At 44.3% G+C, this 16,615-nt stretch carries 20 protein-coding genes; all 20 read right to left on the bottom strand.

Annotated features, from left to right (window positions below; all coding sequences use genetic code 11):
* Positions 1 to 160 precede the first annotated feature (160 nt).
* The 20 genes from ndk to IRE19_RS04760 all read right to left on the bottom strand — a co-directional run bounded on the left by ndk (position 161) and on the right by IRE19_RS04760 (position 16,555).
* Positions 161 to 607 carry a nucleoside-diphosphate kinase gene (ndk, locus tag IRE19_RS04855; RefSeq protein WP_191714236.1) on the bottom strand — a complete coding sequence of 149 codons (447 nt, stop codon included), beginning with the start codon at positions 605 to 607 and terminating at the stop codon, positions 161 to 163.
* Positions 608 to 692: 85 nt separating this feature from the next.
* Complete coding sequence (gene hepT, locus IRE19_RS04850) at positions 693 to 1,667, bottom strand: heptaprenyl diphosphate synthase component II (RefSeq protein ID WP_191714235.1); 975 nt, start codon at positions 1,665 to 1,667, stop codon at positions 693 to 695.
* 21 nt (positions 1,668 to 1,688) lie between these two features.
* Positions 1,689 to 2,387, bottom strand: coding sequence for a demethylmenaquinone methyltransferase (locus tag IRE19_RS04845; RefSeq protein ID WP_191714234.1), 699 nt, complete (start codon positions 2,385 to 2,387; stop codon positions 1,689 to 1,691).
* A 5-nt stretch (positions 2,388 to 2,392) separates the two neighbouring features.
* Positions 2,393 to 3,169 (bottom strand): heptaprenyl diphosphate synthase component 1, encoded by a 777-nt coding sequence (locus IRE19_RS04840; protein WP_203339488.1) that lies wholly within the window; start codon positions 3,167 to 3,169, stop codon positions 2,393 to 2,395.
* Between the two features lie 77 nt (positions 3,170 to 3,246).
* On the bottom strand, positions 3,247 to 3,468 hold the full coding sequence (gene mtrB / locus IRE19_RS04835; RefSeq protein WP_142826459.1) for a trp RNA-binding attenuation protein MtrB: 222 nt from the start codon (positions 3,466 to 3,468) through the stop codon (positions 3,247 to 3,249).
* A gap of 21 nt (positions 3,469 to 3,489) precedes the next feature.
* Complete coding sequence (folE, locus tag IRE19_RS04830; protein WP_191714232.1) at positions 3,490 to 4,074, bottom strand: GTP cyclohydrolase I FolE; 585 nt, start codon at positions 4,072 to 4,074, stop codon at positions 3,490 to 3,492.
* A gap of 568 nt (positions 4,075 to 4,642) precedes the next feature.
* Entirely contained in the window at positions 4,643 to 4,915 is a 273-nt protein-coding gene (locus IRE19_RS04825) for an HU family DNA-binding protein (protein WP_006829858.1), read from the bottom strand.
* Positions 4,916 to 5,088: 173 nt separating this feature from the next.
* Positions 5,089 to 5,799 (bottom strand): YphF family lipoprotein, encoded by a 711-nt coding sequence (locus tag IRE19_RS04820; protein WP_203339487.1) that lies wholly within the window; start codon positions 5,797 to 5,799, stop codon positions 5,089 to 5,091.
* 10 nt (positions 5,800 to 5,809) lie between these two features.
* Complete coding sequence (locus IRE19_RS04815) at positions 5,810 to 6,013, bottom strand: DUF2768 domain-containing protein (protein WP_191714230.1); 204 nt, start codon at positions 6,011 to 6,013, stop codon at positions 5,810 to 5,812.
* 87 nt (positions 6,014 to 6,100) lie between these two features.
* A complete protein-coding gene (locus tag IRE19_RS04810; protein ID WP_203339486.1) occupies positions 6,101 to 7,120 on the bottom strand; it encodes an NAD(P)H-dependent glycerol-3-phosphate dehydrogenase in 1,020 nt (339 codons plus the stop codon).
* Between the two features lie 22 nt (positions 7,121 to 7,142).
* Positions 7,143 to 8,453 (bottom strand): ribosome biogenesis GTPase Der, encoded by a 1,311-nt coding sequence (gene der, locus IRE19_RS04805; protein ID WP_191714228.1) that lies wholly within the window; start codon positions 8,451 to 8,453, stop codon positions 7,143 to 7,145.
* Between the two features lie 93 nt (positions 8,454 to 8,546).
* Positions 8,547 to 9,581 (bottom strand): type 2 isopentenyl-diphosphate Delta-isomerase, encoded by a 1,035-nt coding sequence (gene fni / locus IRE19_RS04800; RefSeq protein ID WP_284700302.1) that lies wholly within the window; start codon positions 9,579 to 9,581, stop codon positions 8,547 to 8,549.
* 22 nt (positions 9,582 to 9,603) lie between these two features.
* Positions 9,604 to 10,749 carry a 30S ribosomal protein S1 gene (rpsA, locus tag IRE19_RS04795; protein ID WP_203339484.1) on the bottom strand — a complete coding sequence of 382 codons (1,146 nt, stop codon included), beginning with the start codon at positions 10,747 to 10,749 and terminating at the stop codon, positions 9,604 to 9,606.
* A 68-nt stretch (positions 10,750 to 10,817) separates the two neighbouring features.
* Positions 10,818 to 11,408: a lysophospholipid acyltransferase family protein gene (locus IRE19_RS04790; protein ID WP_191714225.1), complete on the bottom strand. Its 591-nt coding sequence runs from the start codon at positions 11,406 to 11,408 to the stop codon at positions 10,818 to 10,820.
* A gap of 1 nt (position 11,409) precedes the next feature.
* Positions 11,410 to 12,084, bottom strand: coding sequence for a (d)CMP kinase (cmk, locus tag IRE19_RS04785; RefSeq protein WP_203339483.1), 675 nt, complete (start codon positions 12,082 to 12,084; stop codon positions 11,410 to 11,412).
* A gap of 154 nt (positions 12,085 to 12,238) precedes the next feature.
* Positions 12,239 to 12,934, bottom strand: a complete 696-nt coding sequence (gene prsW, locus IRE19_RS04780) for a glutamic-type intramembrane protease PrsW (protein ID WP_203339482.1) — start codon at positions 12,932 to 12,934, stop codon at positions 12,239 to 12,241.
* An 88-nt stretch (positions 12,935 to 13,022) separates the two neighbouring features.
* Positions 13,023 to 13,991, bottom strand: a complete 969-nt coding sequence (locus tag IRE19_RS04775; protein WP_203339481.1) for an asparaginase — start codon at positions 13,989 to 13,991, stop codon at positions 13,023 to 13,025.
* Positions 13,992 to 14,057: 66 nt separating this feature from the next.
* The gene (locus IRE19_RS04770; protein ID WP_203339480.1) at positions 14,058 to 15,035 is read right to left on the bottom strand and encodes a YpdA family putative bacillithiol disulfide reductase; all 978 of its coding nucleotides are present in this window, start codon (positions 15,033 to 15,035) and stop codon (positions 14,058 to 14,060) included.
* 66 nt (positions 15,036 to 15,101) lie between these two features.
* Positions 15,102 to 15,854: a metallophosphoesterase gene (locus tag IRE19_RS04765; protein ID WP_203339479.1), complete on the bottom strand. Its 753-nt coding sequence runs from the start codon at positions 15,852 to 15,854 to the stop codon at positions 15,102 to 15,104.
* Between the two features lie 71 nt (positions 15,855 to 15,925).
* Positions 15,926 to 16,555, bottom strand: a complete 630-nt coding sequence (locus tag IRE19_RS04760) for a CBS domain-containing protein (RefSeq protein ID WP_191714219.1) — start codon at positions 16,553 to 16,555, stop codon at positions 15,926 to 15,928.
* Positions 16,556 to 16,615: the final 60 nt, after the last annotated feature.

The following is a 16,615-nucleotide window of genomic DNA, read 5'->3' as shown; positions in this document are numbered from 1 at the left end:
CTATATGAAATTCAGATAAAGTGAAACTTCAATCAATTGAGAATTTTTACCTTCATGAATTGTTCATTTCAACCAATTAAAAAAATAGAGCCAACCCCAAACCAGGACGGCTCTATCATCAAATAAAAAAAAGCAGCTAGGCTGCTTTTAACAGGTTGGATTAGTTAACCCAGCTGTTGATTGTTTTTTCGTATGAAACCAATTCTTCTTCTTTGAAGAACAAGCCGATTTCACGTTCTGCGCTTTCAGCAGAATCTGAACCGTGAATCATGTTTTTGCCGACAGTGACTGCGAAGTCTCCGCGGATTGTTCCTGGAGCCGCATCTTTAGGGTTTGTAGCGCCCATCATCTGACGTGCAGTCAAAATCACGTTTTCGCCTTCCCAAACCATTGCGAATACAGGACCTGAAGTGATGAATTCAACCAATTCTCCGAAGAATGGACGTTCTTTGTGTTCGCCGTAATGCTCTTCAGCCAATTCAGTAGGGATCTGCATCAATTTAGCACCAGCCAAATGATATCCTTTTTTCTCGAAACGTGCGACGATTTCTCCGATTACGTTGCGTTGAACGCCATCCGGTTTAACCATTAAAAATGTTTTTTCCAATGTAAACACTCCTCTATTAAAAGCTCGGGCTTTTTGCCCACCTTAAAAAATACTATCATTGTCGGCTCATTTGTCAACCAGCAACTTAAAAATTGCGCTTGCCGATGAAATACGCGATTTTGCGCATGGTCTTCACCGCTTTCCCTTTAGGCAAAAAGGAAAGTTCCCGCAAGGCTTTCTCCAAATAACGGTCACTCATGGCCTTCGCTTCTTCAATGGCAGAGCTGCTGCGAATCGTATCGACAATCATCAGCCGATCTTCATTGCTGAGCTCCTTATTGAGGTTAGCTTTCAGCATGGCATAGATTTCCGTATCTTTTCGTGCGCATAAAATCGGCAAGGTGATATTGCCTTGTATAAAGTCACTGCCAGCCGGTTTCCCCAACTCTTCATCCGTTGAAGTGAAATCAAGGATATCATCGATAATCTGGAACGACATGCCAATAAAGTAACCAAAGCGGCGCAAATGCGCTGCGGTCTTTTCATCCGTACCTGACACCAATGCCCCTAATTCACAGCTTGATGAAATGAGTAGGGCCGTCTTCCGTTTGATACGCCGAAAATAATCCCGCAAGTTTTGATCAAGCTTGTACTTATCCTTGATCTGAATAATCTCACCCCGGCAAACTTCAATGAGCGTTTTAGAAAGAATTTCATGGATGCGAGGCGATTCAATTTCCGTAATTCGTTCCAATGCACGTGCCAGTATGAAATCACCTGTATACATCGCAACACTGTTGTTCCACTGTGCCTTGACGGTCGGGCGCCCTCTTCGGATCTCCGATTCGTCTATAACGTCATCATGGACCAAAGAAGCCATGTGAATCAGCTCGAGCGGCACAGCTACGCGTTTCATGACGTCTATATTGTAATCGCCAAATTTTCCTGCAAGCAAAACAAAAACAGGTCGGATTCTTTTCCCTCCGGCCTGCAATAAATGAAGAGATGCATCATTTAATAGGAGAGACTCGGAATCCACTGCCTGTTCCAATTCCTTTTCGATCATTTCCAGTTCCGGTCCAAGGTCGGAATAGAGCAATTTCAACTTCATCTTTTCCACTAAAATCCTTCTCCCGCTAATTTACTTTTTTATACCTAGGTGGAGGGCTGCGGCGCCTCCGGTGTAAGGCTTGTATTTCACTTTTTCAAACCCGACTTCTGTAAACAACTTCGCCAATTGTTTCATGCCTGGGAATGTTTTTGCCGATTCCTGCAACCATGAATACTCTTTGTAACTTTTAGCAAAAAGCTTACCGAAAACCGGCATGATGAACCGGAAATAAATTCTGAAAAACGGTTTGAACACGATGTTTTGCGGTTGCGATGTTTCTAGGCATGCAATCATCCCACCCGGTTTCAGCACACGGTGCATTTCGGAAAGGACTTGTCGGTAATCCGGAACATTCCGCAAACCAAAGCCGATTGTCGCAAAATCAAATGAATTATCAGGATATGGCAAAGACATCGCATTTCCTTGGATCAACTTGATCTGAGGCATATCCTTGGTCTTCTCATGTCCGACATTCAGCATATTCTGGCTGAAATCCAGCCCTACCACTTGTCCTGTTTCACCGACTGCTTTACCAAGTGCAATAGTCCAATCAGCCGTTCCGCAACATACGTCAATGGCAGCGGCACCTTTAGGAACCTGCATTTTGTACATGGTATCTTCACGCCATTTGTTGTGTTGTTGAAAGCTGATGACCGAATTCATTTGGTCATAGTTCTCGGATATTTTTTCAAATACTTCGTGGACTCTTTGTTCTTTCGTTTTAGGCATATCAGTCATCCTTCTCGGGTCAGCTGCTCAGCTCTATGCTGGTGCGGGGTTATTTGATGGAGCAAATATTTTTCCAGTTCATAATCCAACGAACAGTCAGCAATGGACGTCAAAATTTTCCCATGGAGACTGTCCAGTTTTTCCAGCAGCCAATGCTCTGTATAGATTTCGTCAACAAAACTGGTATTCAATTCGCGCAATGCATGCGAATAGTTTTTAGACTGCAGCCGCTGCAATTCATCAGCGTAGCGGATATAAAGCATTGCTTGCTTAGCAAGCGTTTCGTATTCGGTAAAACCATAAAATCGATAAAATGACATTAAAAGTTCTGTTTCAATAATGCTGATGGCATCTTCCACTTCCTCCAGCGGACGAACAACTCCTTCAAAAAAGGATGTTTTCTTTTCGCTCACTTGGATGATAGCTGAAGCCAATCGCTGGACCATCGCAATATTTTTCGTATTGACCAGCATCTGGTAATAAATGCCGCTGTATAAATCTCCAGCCAACACCGTTAGCTGCTGCTCTTTGATAATTGGAGCATCTTCCCTTACTTGATCATGGGCATGCAAAGCGGCATAAACGATGGAAACTGTCTTTGCTGAGGCTTCAATTTCAGGCGACCACTCTTTCCCGTCAAAAAAAGGCAGTAGCAAAAAAAACAAACGCGATTCTTTTACCGATGGACCTTCTGTATATTGATCGAGTGTCCGCTGGCGCACAGCGTCCAAGACTTCAATCCCCATGGAAATAATTTTCGATTGTATTTGGTGTCCATTCATACTGCTTGCTCCATTCATGATTTAGCCATACTACAATAGTATATCACAGGCAAAGCCTTGCCTTCATCCAATATCGTTTATTTTTTAGCGTCACTTTCAACGATACCATGGGCAGAATGAATTTCCGCTTTGCCGCGGATTTTCATAGCTGAAGTATGCTCCGTAAATTGAGCAATCATCACTTCGCCTTTATCCAATTTTTCAGTATGGTGAAATTTTGTGTCATTACCGCGTGTCAGTCCGATTACGTTCACGCCATCTTCTTGGGCGCGAATTACAATGTATTCCGTTTGAGCCATGTCTGCACCTGCTTTTCCAATTTAATTCATATTAATGTATGTGATTACTTCTGAACGCTTTATGTCGTCCGTTTCTAAAATGCCGCGTGCAACAGCGGTTACCGTCTTGGATCCCGGCTTCTTAATGCCTCTCATAGTCATGCACATATGTTCTGCTTCAATCATGACGTATACGCCATGCGGGTTTAAGGTTTCCATCAGAGAGTCTGCAATCGTCGAAGTAATGCGCTCCTGCAGCTGCGGGCGTTTAGCGACCGTCTCCACAGCACGAGCCAGTTTGCTTAATCCTGTCACGATTCCGTCGCGAGGAATATAGGCGATATGTGCCTTTCCGAAAAACGGAACAAGATGATGTTCGCACATCGAGTAGAAAGGAATATCTTTAACGAGCACGAGTTCTTCGTGGCCTTCATGAAAAACTGTTTTAAAATATTCTCTTGGATCTTCTTTTAATCCAGAAAATACTTCGGCGTACATCTTAGCTACCCTTTTAGGCGTATCCTGTAATCCTTCTCGGCTTACGTCTTCCCCAACTGCTTCCAAAATCATCGAGACAGCTTTTTCAATTTTATCTAGGTCTACTGTTTGTGCTTTCACATCTATCATTCTGTTTCCTCCTGTTGAAGACGAATCGGTTATTTTTTTGGCAGCAGGATGGCTAACCGGTGGATTTTCTTTGTATGTCAGCGATCTCCACTTGTATGTGCATATTTCTCATTGTACAGCTTCGGCGGCCCACAGGATGTGGGTCAGGTAACCGTTGCGGCAGGAAGCCGCGGTTTTAGGTTACCTTCCTTAGCCGCCTCCGCTTTTCTCATTGTCTAGCTCCGGCGGCCTGCCCCTCGGGTCATAAGCCGTTCCGCCTGTGTGGCAAAGTGCGCCACTTCGGCGGCCCGTCTTATGCCCGTCGGGTTTTGCTCGATCGCCTCCGCTTTTCTCACTGTCTAGCGTCAGGAGCCAGACCCTCGGGGTCATAAGTCAGCCCAGCTGTGCGGCAAAAAACGCCACTCTGCCGGTCTGCCTTATGCCTGTCGGGTCTTAACGGCTCCTTCCGCTTTTCTCACATGAATCGTAGCATACGCACAGGTGTTTCGCAAAATTGTTGACTCAAAAAAAGAATGACTTTTGCAAGATTGTGTCTCGCAAAAGTCATCCTATGTACAGAGGCTAAAGCTTACTTCACTGCGTCTTTAAGCGCTTTACCTGGCTTAAATGCAGGAACTTTGCTTGCAGCGATCTCAATTTCAGCACCAGTTTGTGGGTTACGTCCTTTGCGGGCCGCGCGTTCGCGTACTTCAAAGTTACCGAATCCGATCAACTGTACTTTTTCACCCTTAGTAAGAGCGTCTTGAATCGTCTCAAATGCAGCGTCAACTGCTTTGGCAGCGTCTTTACGAGAAAGTTCAGCTGCTTCAGCAACAGAGTTCACTAATTCTGTTTTGTTCATGCTATTCACCTCCTCTCAAAGGGGATGCAACCATCAATCCTGTAAAAAGAGTATCACATCGAAAATCGCATAGCAACAACAAACAGCTTGCTTTTTCAATAAAACCCCCAAATACTAACAAAATTTTCTAAAAAGGGGTCATTTCTATTAAAAACGCGTCATATCAATGTTTTTTACTCGGTTAAGAATACCGGTTCGTTGTCTTCATTTATAGTGTAGGGAAGTGAATAAGCAGGCACCACTGCATGGTCTTCGTACAGAATAAAGCGAATGTCTTGACCGGCTTCCAGCTCTCCTTCATATTCCTGAAGAGCTGAATAGAGATCCATCGAGTAATCAATATAGACATCTCCACTGCCTGTAATGACCATCGGCAAATTACGGCCACTGTATGGGCTGACTACTGTCGGTTCTTCCGAGAACCCCATCGCATCGTGATTGAACTTATATACATTGTCTGCAAGGATTTCAGAAATCGGCGCTTTTCCGCCGTTTGCACTTTTCCGCACATTCACGGATCTGATTGCTTCTGCCGCCTGCAAGTCCACAAGTTTTACGGTTGGGTTCTCTTCTACATCCATCAGGACATATTGAAAAATGCCGCCCGTTTCAAATGCGTTAGTCGGGACCTCTGCTGTATAATCCGGTACGATTTTCGAAAAATCGATCGGGTACTTGATATATTGGTCCACTTCCATGTCCCGGGTTTTGATCGGCAACAAGCCGCCTGATGCACCTCTGTATTGATTTACTGCATTTTGTACGGTAATCAATTGATTCTCATAAGGAATCTGGTTCTCCGCTCTCTCACTTTGCGGATATCCGCAGGCCGTCAAAAAGACGGTAATGAGCAAAAGCAGAATAAACATTGTCGGTTTTTTCATTTTCCTCACCTCAAGCGCCGCCTGTAGGGCCGCTGAATACTATGAATATCATGATAAAGAATCCAAGAATCAGCAAAATGTAAGCAACTAGCGCAAAAATAAATTTAAGGATGCCATTTTTTAACTTGTATCTGCTCAAGTAGATAAAACCCATCGAAATCATCAAAAAAGCAATTCCGGCAAACGATACCCACATTTTATCTAACGCACTCATAAATGCCCGCCTTTCATACTGTTTCAGTCAATAGTATAGCATAAAAAAAGAAGAGGCTGCAGCTTGCACCCTCTTCTTTTGTGACAATTAAAGCAAGTTGATCAAATCTTCCATTTCGTTCTTCTTCATGCGGCCCATCAGCTTTTCAACAGCGTCATCGGTCGACACATTATCGAATAGAACGGCATAAAGTGCAGACGTAATCGGCATCGGAACGTCATAAGCTTTTGATAATTGATACGCTGCTTTCGTCGTCCGTATCCCTTCGACAACCATGCCCATTTCTTCCAGCACTTCGTCCAATGATTTTCCTTTGCCAAGCATGTTTCCTGCCCGCCAGTTACGTGAATGCACACTGGTGCAAGTCACGATCAAATCACCCACACCGGTCAAACCGGAGAAAGTTAACGGAGTTGCACCCATCTTTACACCGAGGCGTGCAATTTCAGCCAGCCCCCGCGTCATGATAGCAGCTTTGGCGTTGTCGCCGTAGCCCAAGCCGTCTGTGATTCCAACAGCCAGAGCAATGATGTTCTTCAAGGCTCCGCCGATTTCCACACCGATTACATCGGTATTCGTATACACACGGAAATAATGGTTCATGAACAGATCCTGAATGCGGTTGGCTGCTGCTGTGTTCTCACAGGCAGCCGTAACAGTCGTTGGATGCTCTTGCACCACTTCTTCCGCATGGCTTGGTCCGGACAGGACGACAACATCTTCAATCCATTGCTCCGGAATTTCTTCACGGATCATTTCGCTGATCCGCTTTAGTGAATCCGGTTCGATTCCTTTAGAAACATGGACGAACAAAATTTTCCGATTCAGACTTTTTTTAATGTCCTGGCAGACTTCACGGATGGCTTTGGTCGGAACAGCCATTACATAGATATCTCCATGCTCAACAGCTTCTGATAAATCGCTGGTTGCTTTCAGATTTTCCGGCAGCTGTGTATCTTTCAAATAGCGTTTATTGGTATGCTGGTTAATTTCGTCTGCTTGCTCCTGACGATGTGTCCAAAGCAATAGATCGTGGTTGTTTTGAGCAAGTACATAACTCAACGCAGTTCCCCAGCTTCCTGCTCCAAAAACAGAAACTTTTTCCATAAGATTAAACCACCTTTTTACCTTAAGTACGCGCTCTCGTGATAAGACGAAGCGGAGTTCCTTCAAAATCGAAACTCTCACGAATCCGGTTTTGCAAGAAGCGTTCATAACTGAAGTGCATCATCTCCGGCTCGTTGACAAAGACAACGAATGTCGGAGGCTTGATGGCCACTTGGGTTGCATAATAAACACGCAGACGACGGCCTTTGTCTGATGGTGCCGGGTTCATGGCTACTGCGTCTTCGATCACTTCGTTCAAAATACTCGATTGGATTCGTCTTGAATGGTTGTCATTGACTTTATTGACAATTTCCAAAATATTGTGGACGCGCTTGCCGCTGATTGCCGACACAAACATAATCGGTGCATAATCCAAGAACAGGAAATGCTCACGGATTTTGCGTGTCATGACATTCATGGTTTTTTCATCTTTTTCAACAGCATCCCATTTGTTGACAATGATAATGACTGCTTTGCCAGCTTCATGTGCATAACCGGCAATTTTTTTGTCCTGCTCCTGAATGCCCTCTTCTGCGTTCAAGACCACTAAAACAACGTCTGAGCGTTCGATGGCACGCAAAGCGCGCAATACACTGTACTTCTCAGTTGTTTCATAAACTTTCCCTTTTTTGCGCATTCCTGCCGTGTCGATAATGACATACGGCTGATCATTGTATTCATATTGCGTATCGATAGCGTCGCGTGTCGTTCCCGCGACTTCGCTCACAATAACGCGTTCTTCCCCTAAAAATGAGTTTACAAGAGAAGATTTGCCGACGTTTGGACGGCCGATCAATGAGAATTTGATGACATCATCCGGATACTCCTCATCGTCTTCGGTCGGAAAGTTTTTGGCCACTTCGTCCAAAAGATCCCCTAGACCCAATCCGTGAGATCCTGAAAGAGGAAAAGGCTCGCCCATTCCCAATGTGTAAAAATCATAGATCAGGTGGCGCATATCGGGATTGTCGATTTTATTGACGGCCAGAATGACCGGTTTTTTTGTACGATAAAGAATTTTGGCTACTTGTTCATCTTGCGTTGTGACACCATCACGCCCGTTGACAAGGAAAATGATGACATCCGCTTCGTCCATGGCAATTTCTGCCTGTTGACGGATTTGTTCAAGGAATGGCTCGTCACGAAGATCGATGCCTCCCGTATCTATAATATTAAATTCATGTGTCAGCCAATCTGCCGAGCTGTAAATACGGTCACGCGTTACTCCTGGAATATCTTCCACTATGGAAACCCGTTCTCCTACCACGCGATTAAAAATCGTGGACTTACCAACGTTCGGCCGGCCAACTATTGCTACTACCGGTTTTGACATATAAAATTCATCCTTCCACTTCTGATATGCCTATTATACACGAAAAAGGCGATGGCATCAGTTAAATGTCCATCCCCTTTAAATGTGTAATATTCAGTTTTTCTTCGGGTTTGCATATGAAGCCGGACTAAAGCCTCTGGCACTGAGATACTGCGCCAATTCTCCCGAAATGACCGCAGGACGTTTCTGCAGATCCGTCAGGTTTTCAGCTCCGAGAGCCGTCATCATCATCGCTAAGTCTTCATGCAGCGCTTCTATCTCTTCAATCAGCTGCTTTTCGCCTTCTTGCATGGCTGTCTTCAAAAAAGAGCCTGCCAAGCCGACAGCATCCGCACCCAATAAAAAGGCTTTGATCATGTCCTGGGCACCCTGTATGCCACCAGATGCGAGAACCATCTTTTTAAAGACGCTCTTCACTTCCACAATTGCTGCGGCTGTCGGAATTCCCCAATCTTCAAAATAGGCCAGCTTTCTTCTGCGGCGTTCGTTTTCAATCGAGGCGAAATTCGTGCCGCCAAAGCCACTGACATCAATAGCTGCGACTTCAGTTCCAGCTAATTTTCCAGCCGCTTCCCGTGACATTCCAAAACCTGTTTCCTTAACAATCACCGGGACTTGGAGCTGTTCAGCGATTGCCTGTATGCGGTCGAATGCCCCACGGAAATCACGATCCCCTTCGGGCATCGTCAATTCCTGCACCACATTCAAGTGGATTTGCAGAGCATTGGCTTCGATCATTTCGACTGCTTCCTGTGCCTGCTGGACCGTAGCTTCGCTTCCCAGATTGGCAAATAGGATGCCATGCGGATTTTCTTTTCGCACGATAGCATAAGATTGCCGCTCATTACGGTCTTTAAGTGCCGACATTTGTGATCCGACCGCCATGGCTGCTCCCGTCTCTTTGGCAACTCGCGCAAGCAGGCCATTCAACTGTTCAGTATCTCTGCCTCCGCCACCTGTCATGGCATTAATAAAAACAGGTGATTTCAAGTTCAAATCACCTGTTTTCGGTTTTATGCTGATACTTGATACCGCGCTATCCGGTAAAGCCTGATGCACGAAACGAATATCATTGAACATGTTTTTTTTGCTTTGTCCTGTGGATAAAGCATATTGTATATGATCCATTTTACGCTGAGCTCTCGACATATTATTCGGATTTAAAGCCTTTCAGTTTATCACCGATTACATCACTGATCGAGAATCCGGTCGATTCTTCAGGCATCTCGTACTCAGAAAAATCCTGGCCGCTTTCTTTTTCCAGCAATTCTTTGATGCTGAGGGACAAGCGTTTGTCTGCTTTGTTGACTTCCAACACTTTGACCTGAACTTCTTGGCCTTCTGTCAGCACCTCATTCGGTGTCGCGATATGCTTGTGGGCGATTTGAGAAATATGGACCAGCCCTTCAACTCCGGGCAATACTTCCACAAATGCACCATAGCTGACCAAGCGCTTAACTGTTCCGGCATGAACAGAACCTTTCGGCGCTTTTTCATCGATGGAATCCCATGGACCTGGCAAGGTATCTTTAATGGACAAGGAAATGCGTTCTGAATCACGGTCGACAGACAGCACTTTGACAGTCACTTCCTGCCCTTCCGTAACAACATCAGATACCTTTTCTACATGCTCATGCGACAGCTGCGAGATATGGACCAAACCGTCCACTCCTCCGATATCGACAAAAGCACCGAAAGAAGCAATCCGTTGAACTTTCCCTTTCAGCTCGTCTCCAGCGTGAATGTGTTCCATTACCTGCTCTTTCTGGGATTCTTTTTCCTTCTCGACCACCGCTCGGTGAGAAAGAATCAGGCGATTGTTTTCTTTTTCCATTTCTACAATCTTGAAAGTCAGCACTTTGCCTTTGTAGTCCTCGAAAGACTCAACAAAATAGTCTTCCACTAAAGAAGCCGGTACGAATCCGCGTACGCCCAAATCGACTACCAAACCGCCTTTCACAACGTCTTTCACTTCAGCTTCGATAATCTCACCAGATTCAAACTTTTTCTCCAATTCGTCCCATGCCTGTTCGGCATCGACTTTGCGTTTGGATAAAACAAAATTTTCATCTTCCACTTTTGTGATGATCAGATTCAGTTCATCACCGACTTGTACAGAATCCGACGCTTTTTCAATATGCAGGCTCGATAACTCACTAATGGGTATAATGCCATCAAAAGGTGCCCCTTCAATTGTTACGGTTACTGCCTTTTCTTCAATTTTTGCCACTATCCCCTTCACGCGATCTCCTGTTTGGAAGTCACGGTTTTCCATCATGTTCGTTTCCTCTGACATAAGTAGCCCTCCTTCACAAACTATCCACCTTCTATTTTATTCGAATTCTCTAATAAAAACAAAAATTATCACTTATTCTCAGCATAGTTGTCCAGAATCTTCTGGATGCTTGCCATTATGGCTTCGGTTACCTCATCTACCGATGCTTTTCGTTCACGGAACGGCTGCATTAGAATCGGCTCACCGTACACCACTCTTACTTTGCGAAACGCTTTATAAGGTCCGATGATTGCACAAGGCATTACATCCGCATTGCCTCGCAGCGCAAAAAAACCTGCACCGCTCAGCCCTTTTTTTAGGACGCCGTCAGTTGAACGGGTTCCTTCAGGAAACAGTCCGACAACTTCGCCACTTTTTAGGATCTTTAAAGCAGTCCGGAGCGCTTCGCGGTCACTCATCCCACGTTTTACAGGAAAGGCATTAACTTTCGGAAGGATCGGTCCGAGGATTGGCGCTTTGAATAGTTCCTCTTTTGCCATAAAATGCACGGTTCTTGGTGCTGTCATTCCGACAACAGGCGGATCGAGCGCGTGAATATGATTGGAACATAGAAGAATGCCACCTTCTTTCGGAAAATTTTCAGCTCCGATGACTTCGAAACGATATAAAGGGCTTAATACGGTTTTGACCAAACCTTTGCCAACTGCATATAAATTCACTTTACACCAACCTCTCTTCAGCCAGTTTCAATATTTTCTGTGCCGCCTGATCAATCGTCAAAGCGGTTGTATCGAGATAAATGGCGTCATCCGCCTGACGAAGCGGAGCAACTTCACGTTCGCTGTCCATTTTATCCCGTTTGGCGATTTCAGCCTGAAGCTCTTCTAGCGGAGTCAGGATATCTCTTTTCTTATTTTCTTCAAATCTTCTTCTCGCACGTTCTTCTACAGATGCCGACATAAACACTTTCAGCGCAGCGTGTGGAAGGACATGTGTTCCGATATCCCGGCCATCCATAACCACTCCGCGCGCTTCAGCCAATTGCTGTTGGAGCTCCACCATACGCAACCGGACCAATTCATGTGCAGCCATCTCTGAAACAGCCTTTGTCACATGCTGAGAACGGATTGCTTCTGTTACATCTTCTTTATCCAAAAAAACCAATTGGCCATCTTCTGACGGTTGCAGATCAATTTCCGTTTCTGCCAATAATTTGCCGGCCTCTGTATTGCTGGCCATATTAATGCCTTCATTTAATGCTTTTAATGTGATAGCTCGGTACATTGCACCCGTATCGATGTAAACATAACCCAGCTTTTCGGCCACGATTTTTGCAATCGTGCTTTTGCCCGCAGCTGCCGGTCCATCAATTGCTATTTGTATCGGTTTCGTCAAAATAGTCACCTCATCATATGTATTCATCATATTTTACCATAAGAAATGCACCAGCGCCCGGGCTGAACTTAACTCCAAACATAAAATGATCGGCTGAAAGCAAAATTTATCCAACAAAAAAAAGCCTTTAAGATCGAGGCTTTTCTTCGGGTATTTATTTCAGTTCGCTGGATTGCATCGATGAATTGCGGTCATGGTAATGCGATAAAGAAAGCAAATGCGCCTGCTTGACTTTTTTAAGGCCAAACCACCAGAGAAACAGCATAAATGGAATCGCTCCATACATGATATTATCGTAGACATATAGACTGGTATTATAAGCCATGTGCAGAATCACTGAGCTGAGGAATGCCCAGCCAAGCCAACGCCTGCGCTGGCTGCTTTTCGAGAATTTTGCTTTCCCGAAATAATAACCCATGACAACCCCGAACAAAGCATGGCTGGATACCGGCAAAAATGCCCGCAGAAATGCGGTCTGCAATCCAAATTCCAGTAAATATAAAATGTTTTCCACCGTCGCAAATCCCAGAGAAACACTGGCTCCATAAAGAATTCCGTCATAAGGATCTTCAAAATCGACATGGCGGTATACAGCTATCAATAAAACCAACCATTTGAAAAATTCTTCGATTATACTGGAAAAAATGACATTTTGGGCAAAGCCGCTGGTAAAAACGCCTTCAGCATCGAATACATATTGGACAAATAGGATTGGAAAAGTCAAAATAGCTCCGTATAAAAAACTTTGAAACAGCAGTTTCGAAGGTTCACTGGCAAATTGATCACGCAAATACAAGTAACTGAACAGGGCTAAACTCGGGGCTATTGCTACAGTTAATAAAATAATCATACGCTATACCCCTTTGTTTGTATTACCTTAATTGTATCACGTTTAATGCCATGATTTTCAGATTTCCTGAGCTGTCTTTTAAGATTTCCTATCTTTCAAAAGCATTCGCTGGAATGTCCCCATCGGCAGATAATAAGACCGCAAGTTTGATGCGCGCTTTTTTGCTGTCATAGTCACTTCCAAGAATGACACCCCGAGTCAGCAAATCATGCGCGCTTCCCGGATAGCTATAAGCCGGATAAGCATTTCCTTCCTCCGCACTGGTTGTCACTACTACAGGAATCCCTTGTCTGATTGCATGGTCAATCGCTTCCACCATATGCGGTGATACCTGGCCTCTTCCTGCCGCTTCTAAAATAATCCCTTTAGTTGGCCCCGCCACCAACATATCAATCAAGTAACCATCCTGTCCGGAATGGCATTTTATGATATCCACTCTTGGCAATGGACTTTGAATCAAATGGACTTCGTGCATTACAGGTTTCTGGTATACACGTACCGTGTCATTGTCAATGATGCCTAAATAACCATGCCCAAACGAATCAAATCCCTGCAGATTGCTGGAATGGACTTTTTTTACGTATTTGCCGCTGTAAATCCGTTCGTTGAAGACTGCCACAGCCCCTATGCCTCTTAAATTATGATCTACAGCCACATAAATGGAATTGCGCAGGTTTGAATAAACATCGGTTCCAACTTCTTCAGGTGAACGTTGAGACCCCGTAATGACAACTGTCCGATCATCGCCAATCGTCAGGTCGAGAAAATAAGCGGTTTCTTCCAATGTATCTGTGCCATGTGTAACGACAACCCCTTCCACTTCCGGATCCTGAAGTTCCTGGAGGATGGCTTCTCTGATTTCCAGCATTTGATCGAATCCGATATGCATGCTCGGCAATTGAAATACGTCAATCACTTTGACTTCTATTTCTTCAGGAAGTTGGCAAAGTTCTGCCAATTCCTTTCCTGAAATCGCTCCGGATTTTAAAAGTCCGTTGGATACTTGTCTGCTGGCAATTGTTCCGCCCGTTGTAATTAGTGAAACTTTCTTTTTCATAAATAAACACCCTTTCTTGTTCACGGTTTCTATCCGTTCAAATCAAAACAAAAAAAGAAAGCACATTTAAACTGTGCTTTCTTTTTTTGCAATAGCTTCCGCAATTTGCTGTCCATGAAAGCGCCCATTTTCAATAAAGATTTCATTGGCATTATTGCCTGCCGCAATCACGCCGGCGATATAAAGGTTCTCCACTTCGGTTTCCATTGTTTGCTCATTGAAAGTCGGGCGACCGGAAGCCGGATCAATGGAAATTCCCATCGACTTTAAGAAAGCATGGTCTGGATGATAGCCGATCATGGCAAAGACGAAGTGGTTGGGAATCGTTTCTTTTTGATCGTTGACAGTCAGCTCCACACTGGTATCCGTTATTTTGTCGACCATCGAATCAAACAGCATGGTAATTTCACCTTTTCTCACCAAGCCGTCAAACTCCGGAAGAATCCATGGTTTTATACTTTTTGAGTAGCTCGTTCCATGATAGGAGACCGTGACGCGGCTGCCTGCTTTATGTAATTCCAGAGCAGCATCGACAGCAGAGTTCTTGCCCCCTATGATTAACACATCCTGATCAAAATAAGGATGGCCTTCTTTGAAATAATGCATCACTTTCGGCAGTTTTGCACCTTCTACATTCAAGGCATTGGGCTGATCGTAATAGCCCGTTGCCGCTATGACATATTTTGCTTGATAATAGCCTTTTGAAGTCTTGACGCTGAACGAACCGTCCTGCTCGTTCCGTTCCACGTGCTCCACAGTCTCAAACGGCTGCACTTTTATGCCGCTCCGTTTTACCACTTCACGATAATAGACCAGTGCCTGATTGCGCTTCGGCTTGCGTCCTTCAATGATGAACGGGACATCGCCTATAGACAGCTTTTCACTTGTGCTGAAAAAGGTTTGATGCGTCGGGTAGTTGAAAATCGCATTAACGATATTGCCTTTTTCAATCACAACCGGCTGCAGTCCGATTTCTTTCAATTCAATGGCGGCCGACAATCCGCATGGGCCGCCTCCAATAATAAGAGCATCTACATATTCCATTCCAAAACATCTCCTGTACTTGATTCTTGTTTAAGCATAATGGATGGATCCACTTTGTGACAAATTTTATTTCAATTTTGGCTTTATGGTCAACACATGAAATTCGGCTGGAGCTCCCAGCCGCAAGTGGAGTGTTGTGGTACCAAATCCATTGCTGATTAACTCCACCCGGTCCTCTTTCACTTTCAGTGAGCCTTTTTTAAACAGTCCGAAAGGGCCAATGCGTATCTGGCCGCCGTGAGTATGGCCAGCCAGCAGCAAGTCGGCTGAATAAGGCCCTTTGATTTTCCAAAAATCAAAAGGGGTATGGGATATAAACAATACGGTATCACCGACTTCAACAGCTTTAAACGCATTGTCAAAGCCATCAGGTTTGTAAGCGAAATGATCCAGCCCAACCAGTTTCAACCGGCTATTGCCGAATAGCGACACCGATTCGTCATCCAACACAGTCACACCGTAATGCGCGAAAATTTTTCTGAGTGAAGTTTCATCCACTTCCCGATCATTGTTTCCCCATACAAAATAAACAGGTGCGATAGCTGTCAGGTTTTTGATATTTTCAGCGACTCGCTTCAAAGGCACTCCCTTTTCCACTAGATCGCCTCCGATGACAATAAGATCGACCGGAAAATCAATAAGATCAGCTTTAATGGTTCGTCTATGGATATCTGCTATGAAAAAAAGTTGAAATGGATCAAATGGCTTTTCTGAAGCCAGATGGATAGTTTGCTTATTCAGCTTTTCCGCAAATGCGCTTCGCACCATAAAAAGAAGCAGCGCAAAAGCTGCTAGAGCTAATCGGATAAAATATTTCATCAGGGGATGCGTCCTTCCAAAAAACGAAAAAAACATAAGCGAGGCTTATGCTTTTTCACTTTAGTTTAAAATTAATCTTCTGCGATATCCAAGACGCGGAAGCCGGATTTCTCCAGTTCTTTTACAAAACGGTCAATGTTGTCTTTCTTTTCAATTTTCAGGACAATGCGGCGAACCATTTTATTGGTCTCATCAAATGTCACAAGGGAAACAACCGATTCCTTGAACTTTTCGATGATCTCACCAAGGCGGCCGATACGGCCTTCTGATTCTACGGATGTAAATGTGATGCGATAGCCCGGTCTGTCCATGCCAAAAGCACTTTGCAATTGATTGACAACATCAAACCTGGTTACAATCCCCAAAAATTGATGGTCTTCAACAACTGCGATGATCGGAAAATCATTCAATTCCACCAACGCTTTTTCATAAACATCATTGATATTCAAATACACATCTTCATTTACAATAACGTCACGGACCTTAGTGGTTTTGGCAAACTCTTCTTTTGTTTTTCCGGAATGGAAAAATGCGCGATAGGCATAATACCAAGTGAAAATCCCTTTGTACTCGGTTCCCTCCACTACAGGCAACGCATCAATTGTGTATTTTTCCAGCAACTCAAAACCTACTTGTACGGAATCATCCAACTGCACAGTATGGCATTTTTCTCTTTTGACCATTACGCTTTTTACAAACATCTGCTCGCCTCACTTCTATAATCTATAAACATCTATTCCCTTTTCGGAAGTTTATTAATC

Source organism: Planococcus beijingensis (genome assembly GCF_016820615.1).
Taxonomy (GTDB): Bacteria; Bacillota; Bacilli; order Bacillales_A; family Planococcaceae; genus Planococcus; species Planococcus notacanthi.
Note: the sequence above shows the minus strand (reverse complement) of the source record. Positions and strands in the feature narration are given on the sequence as shown.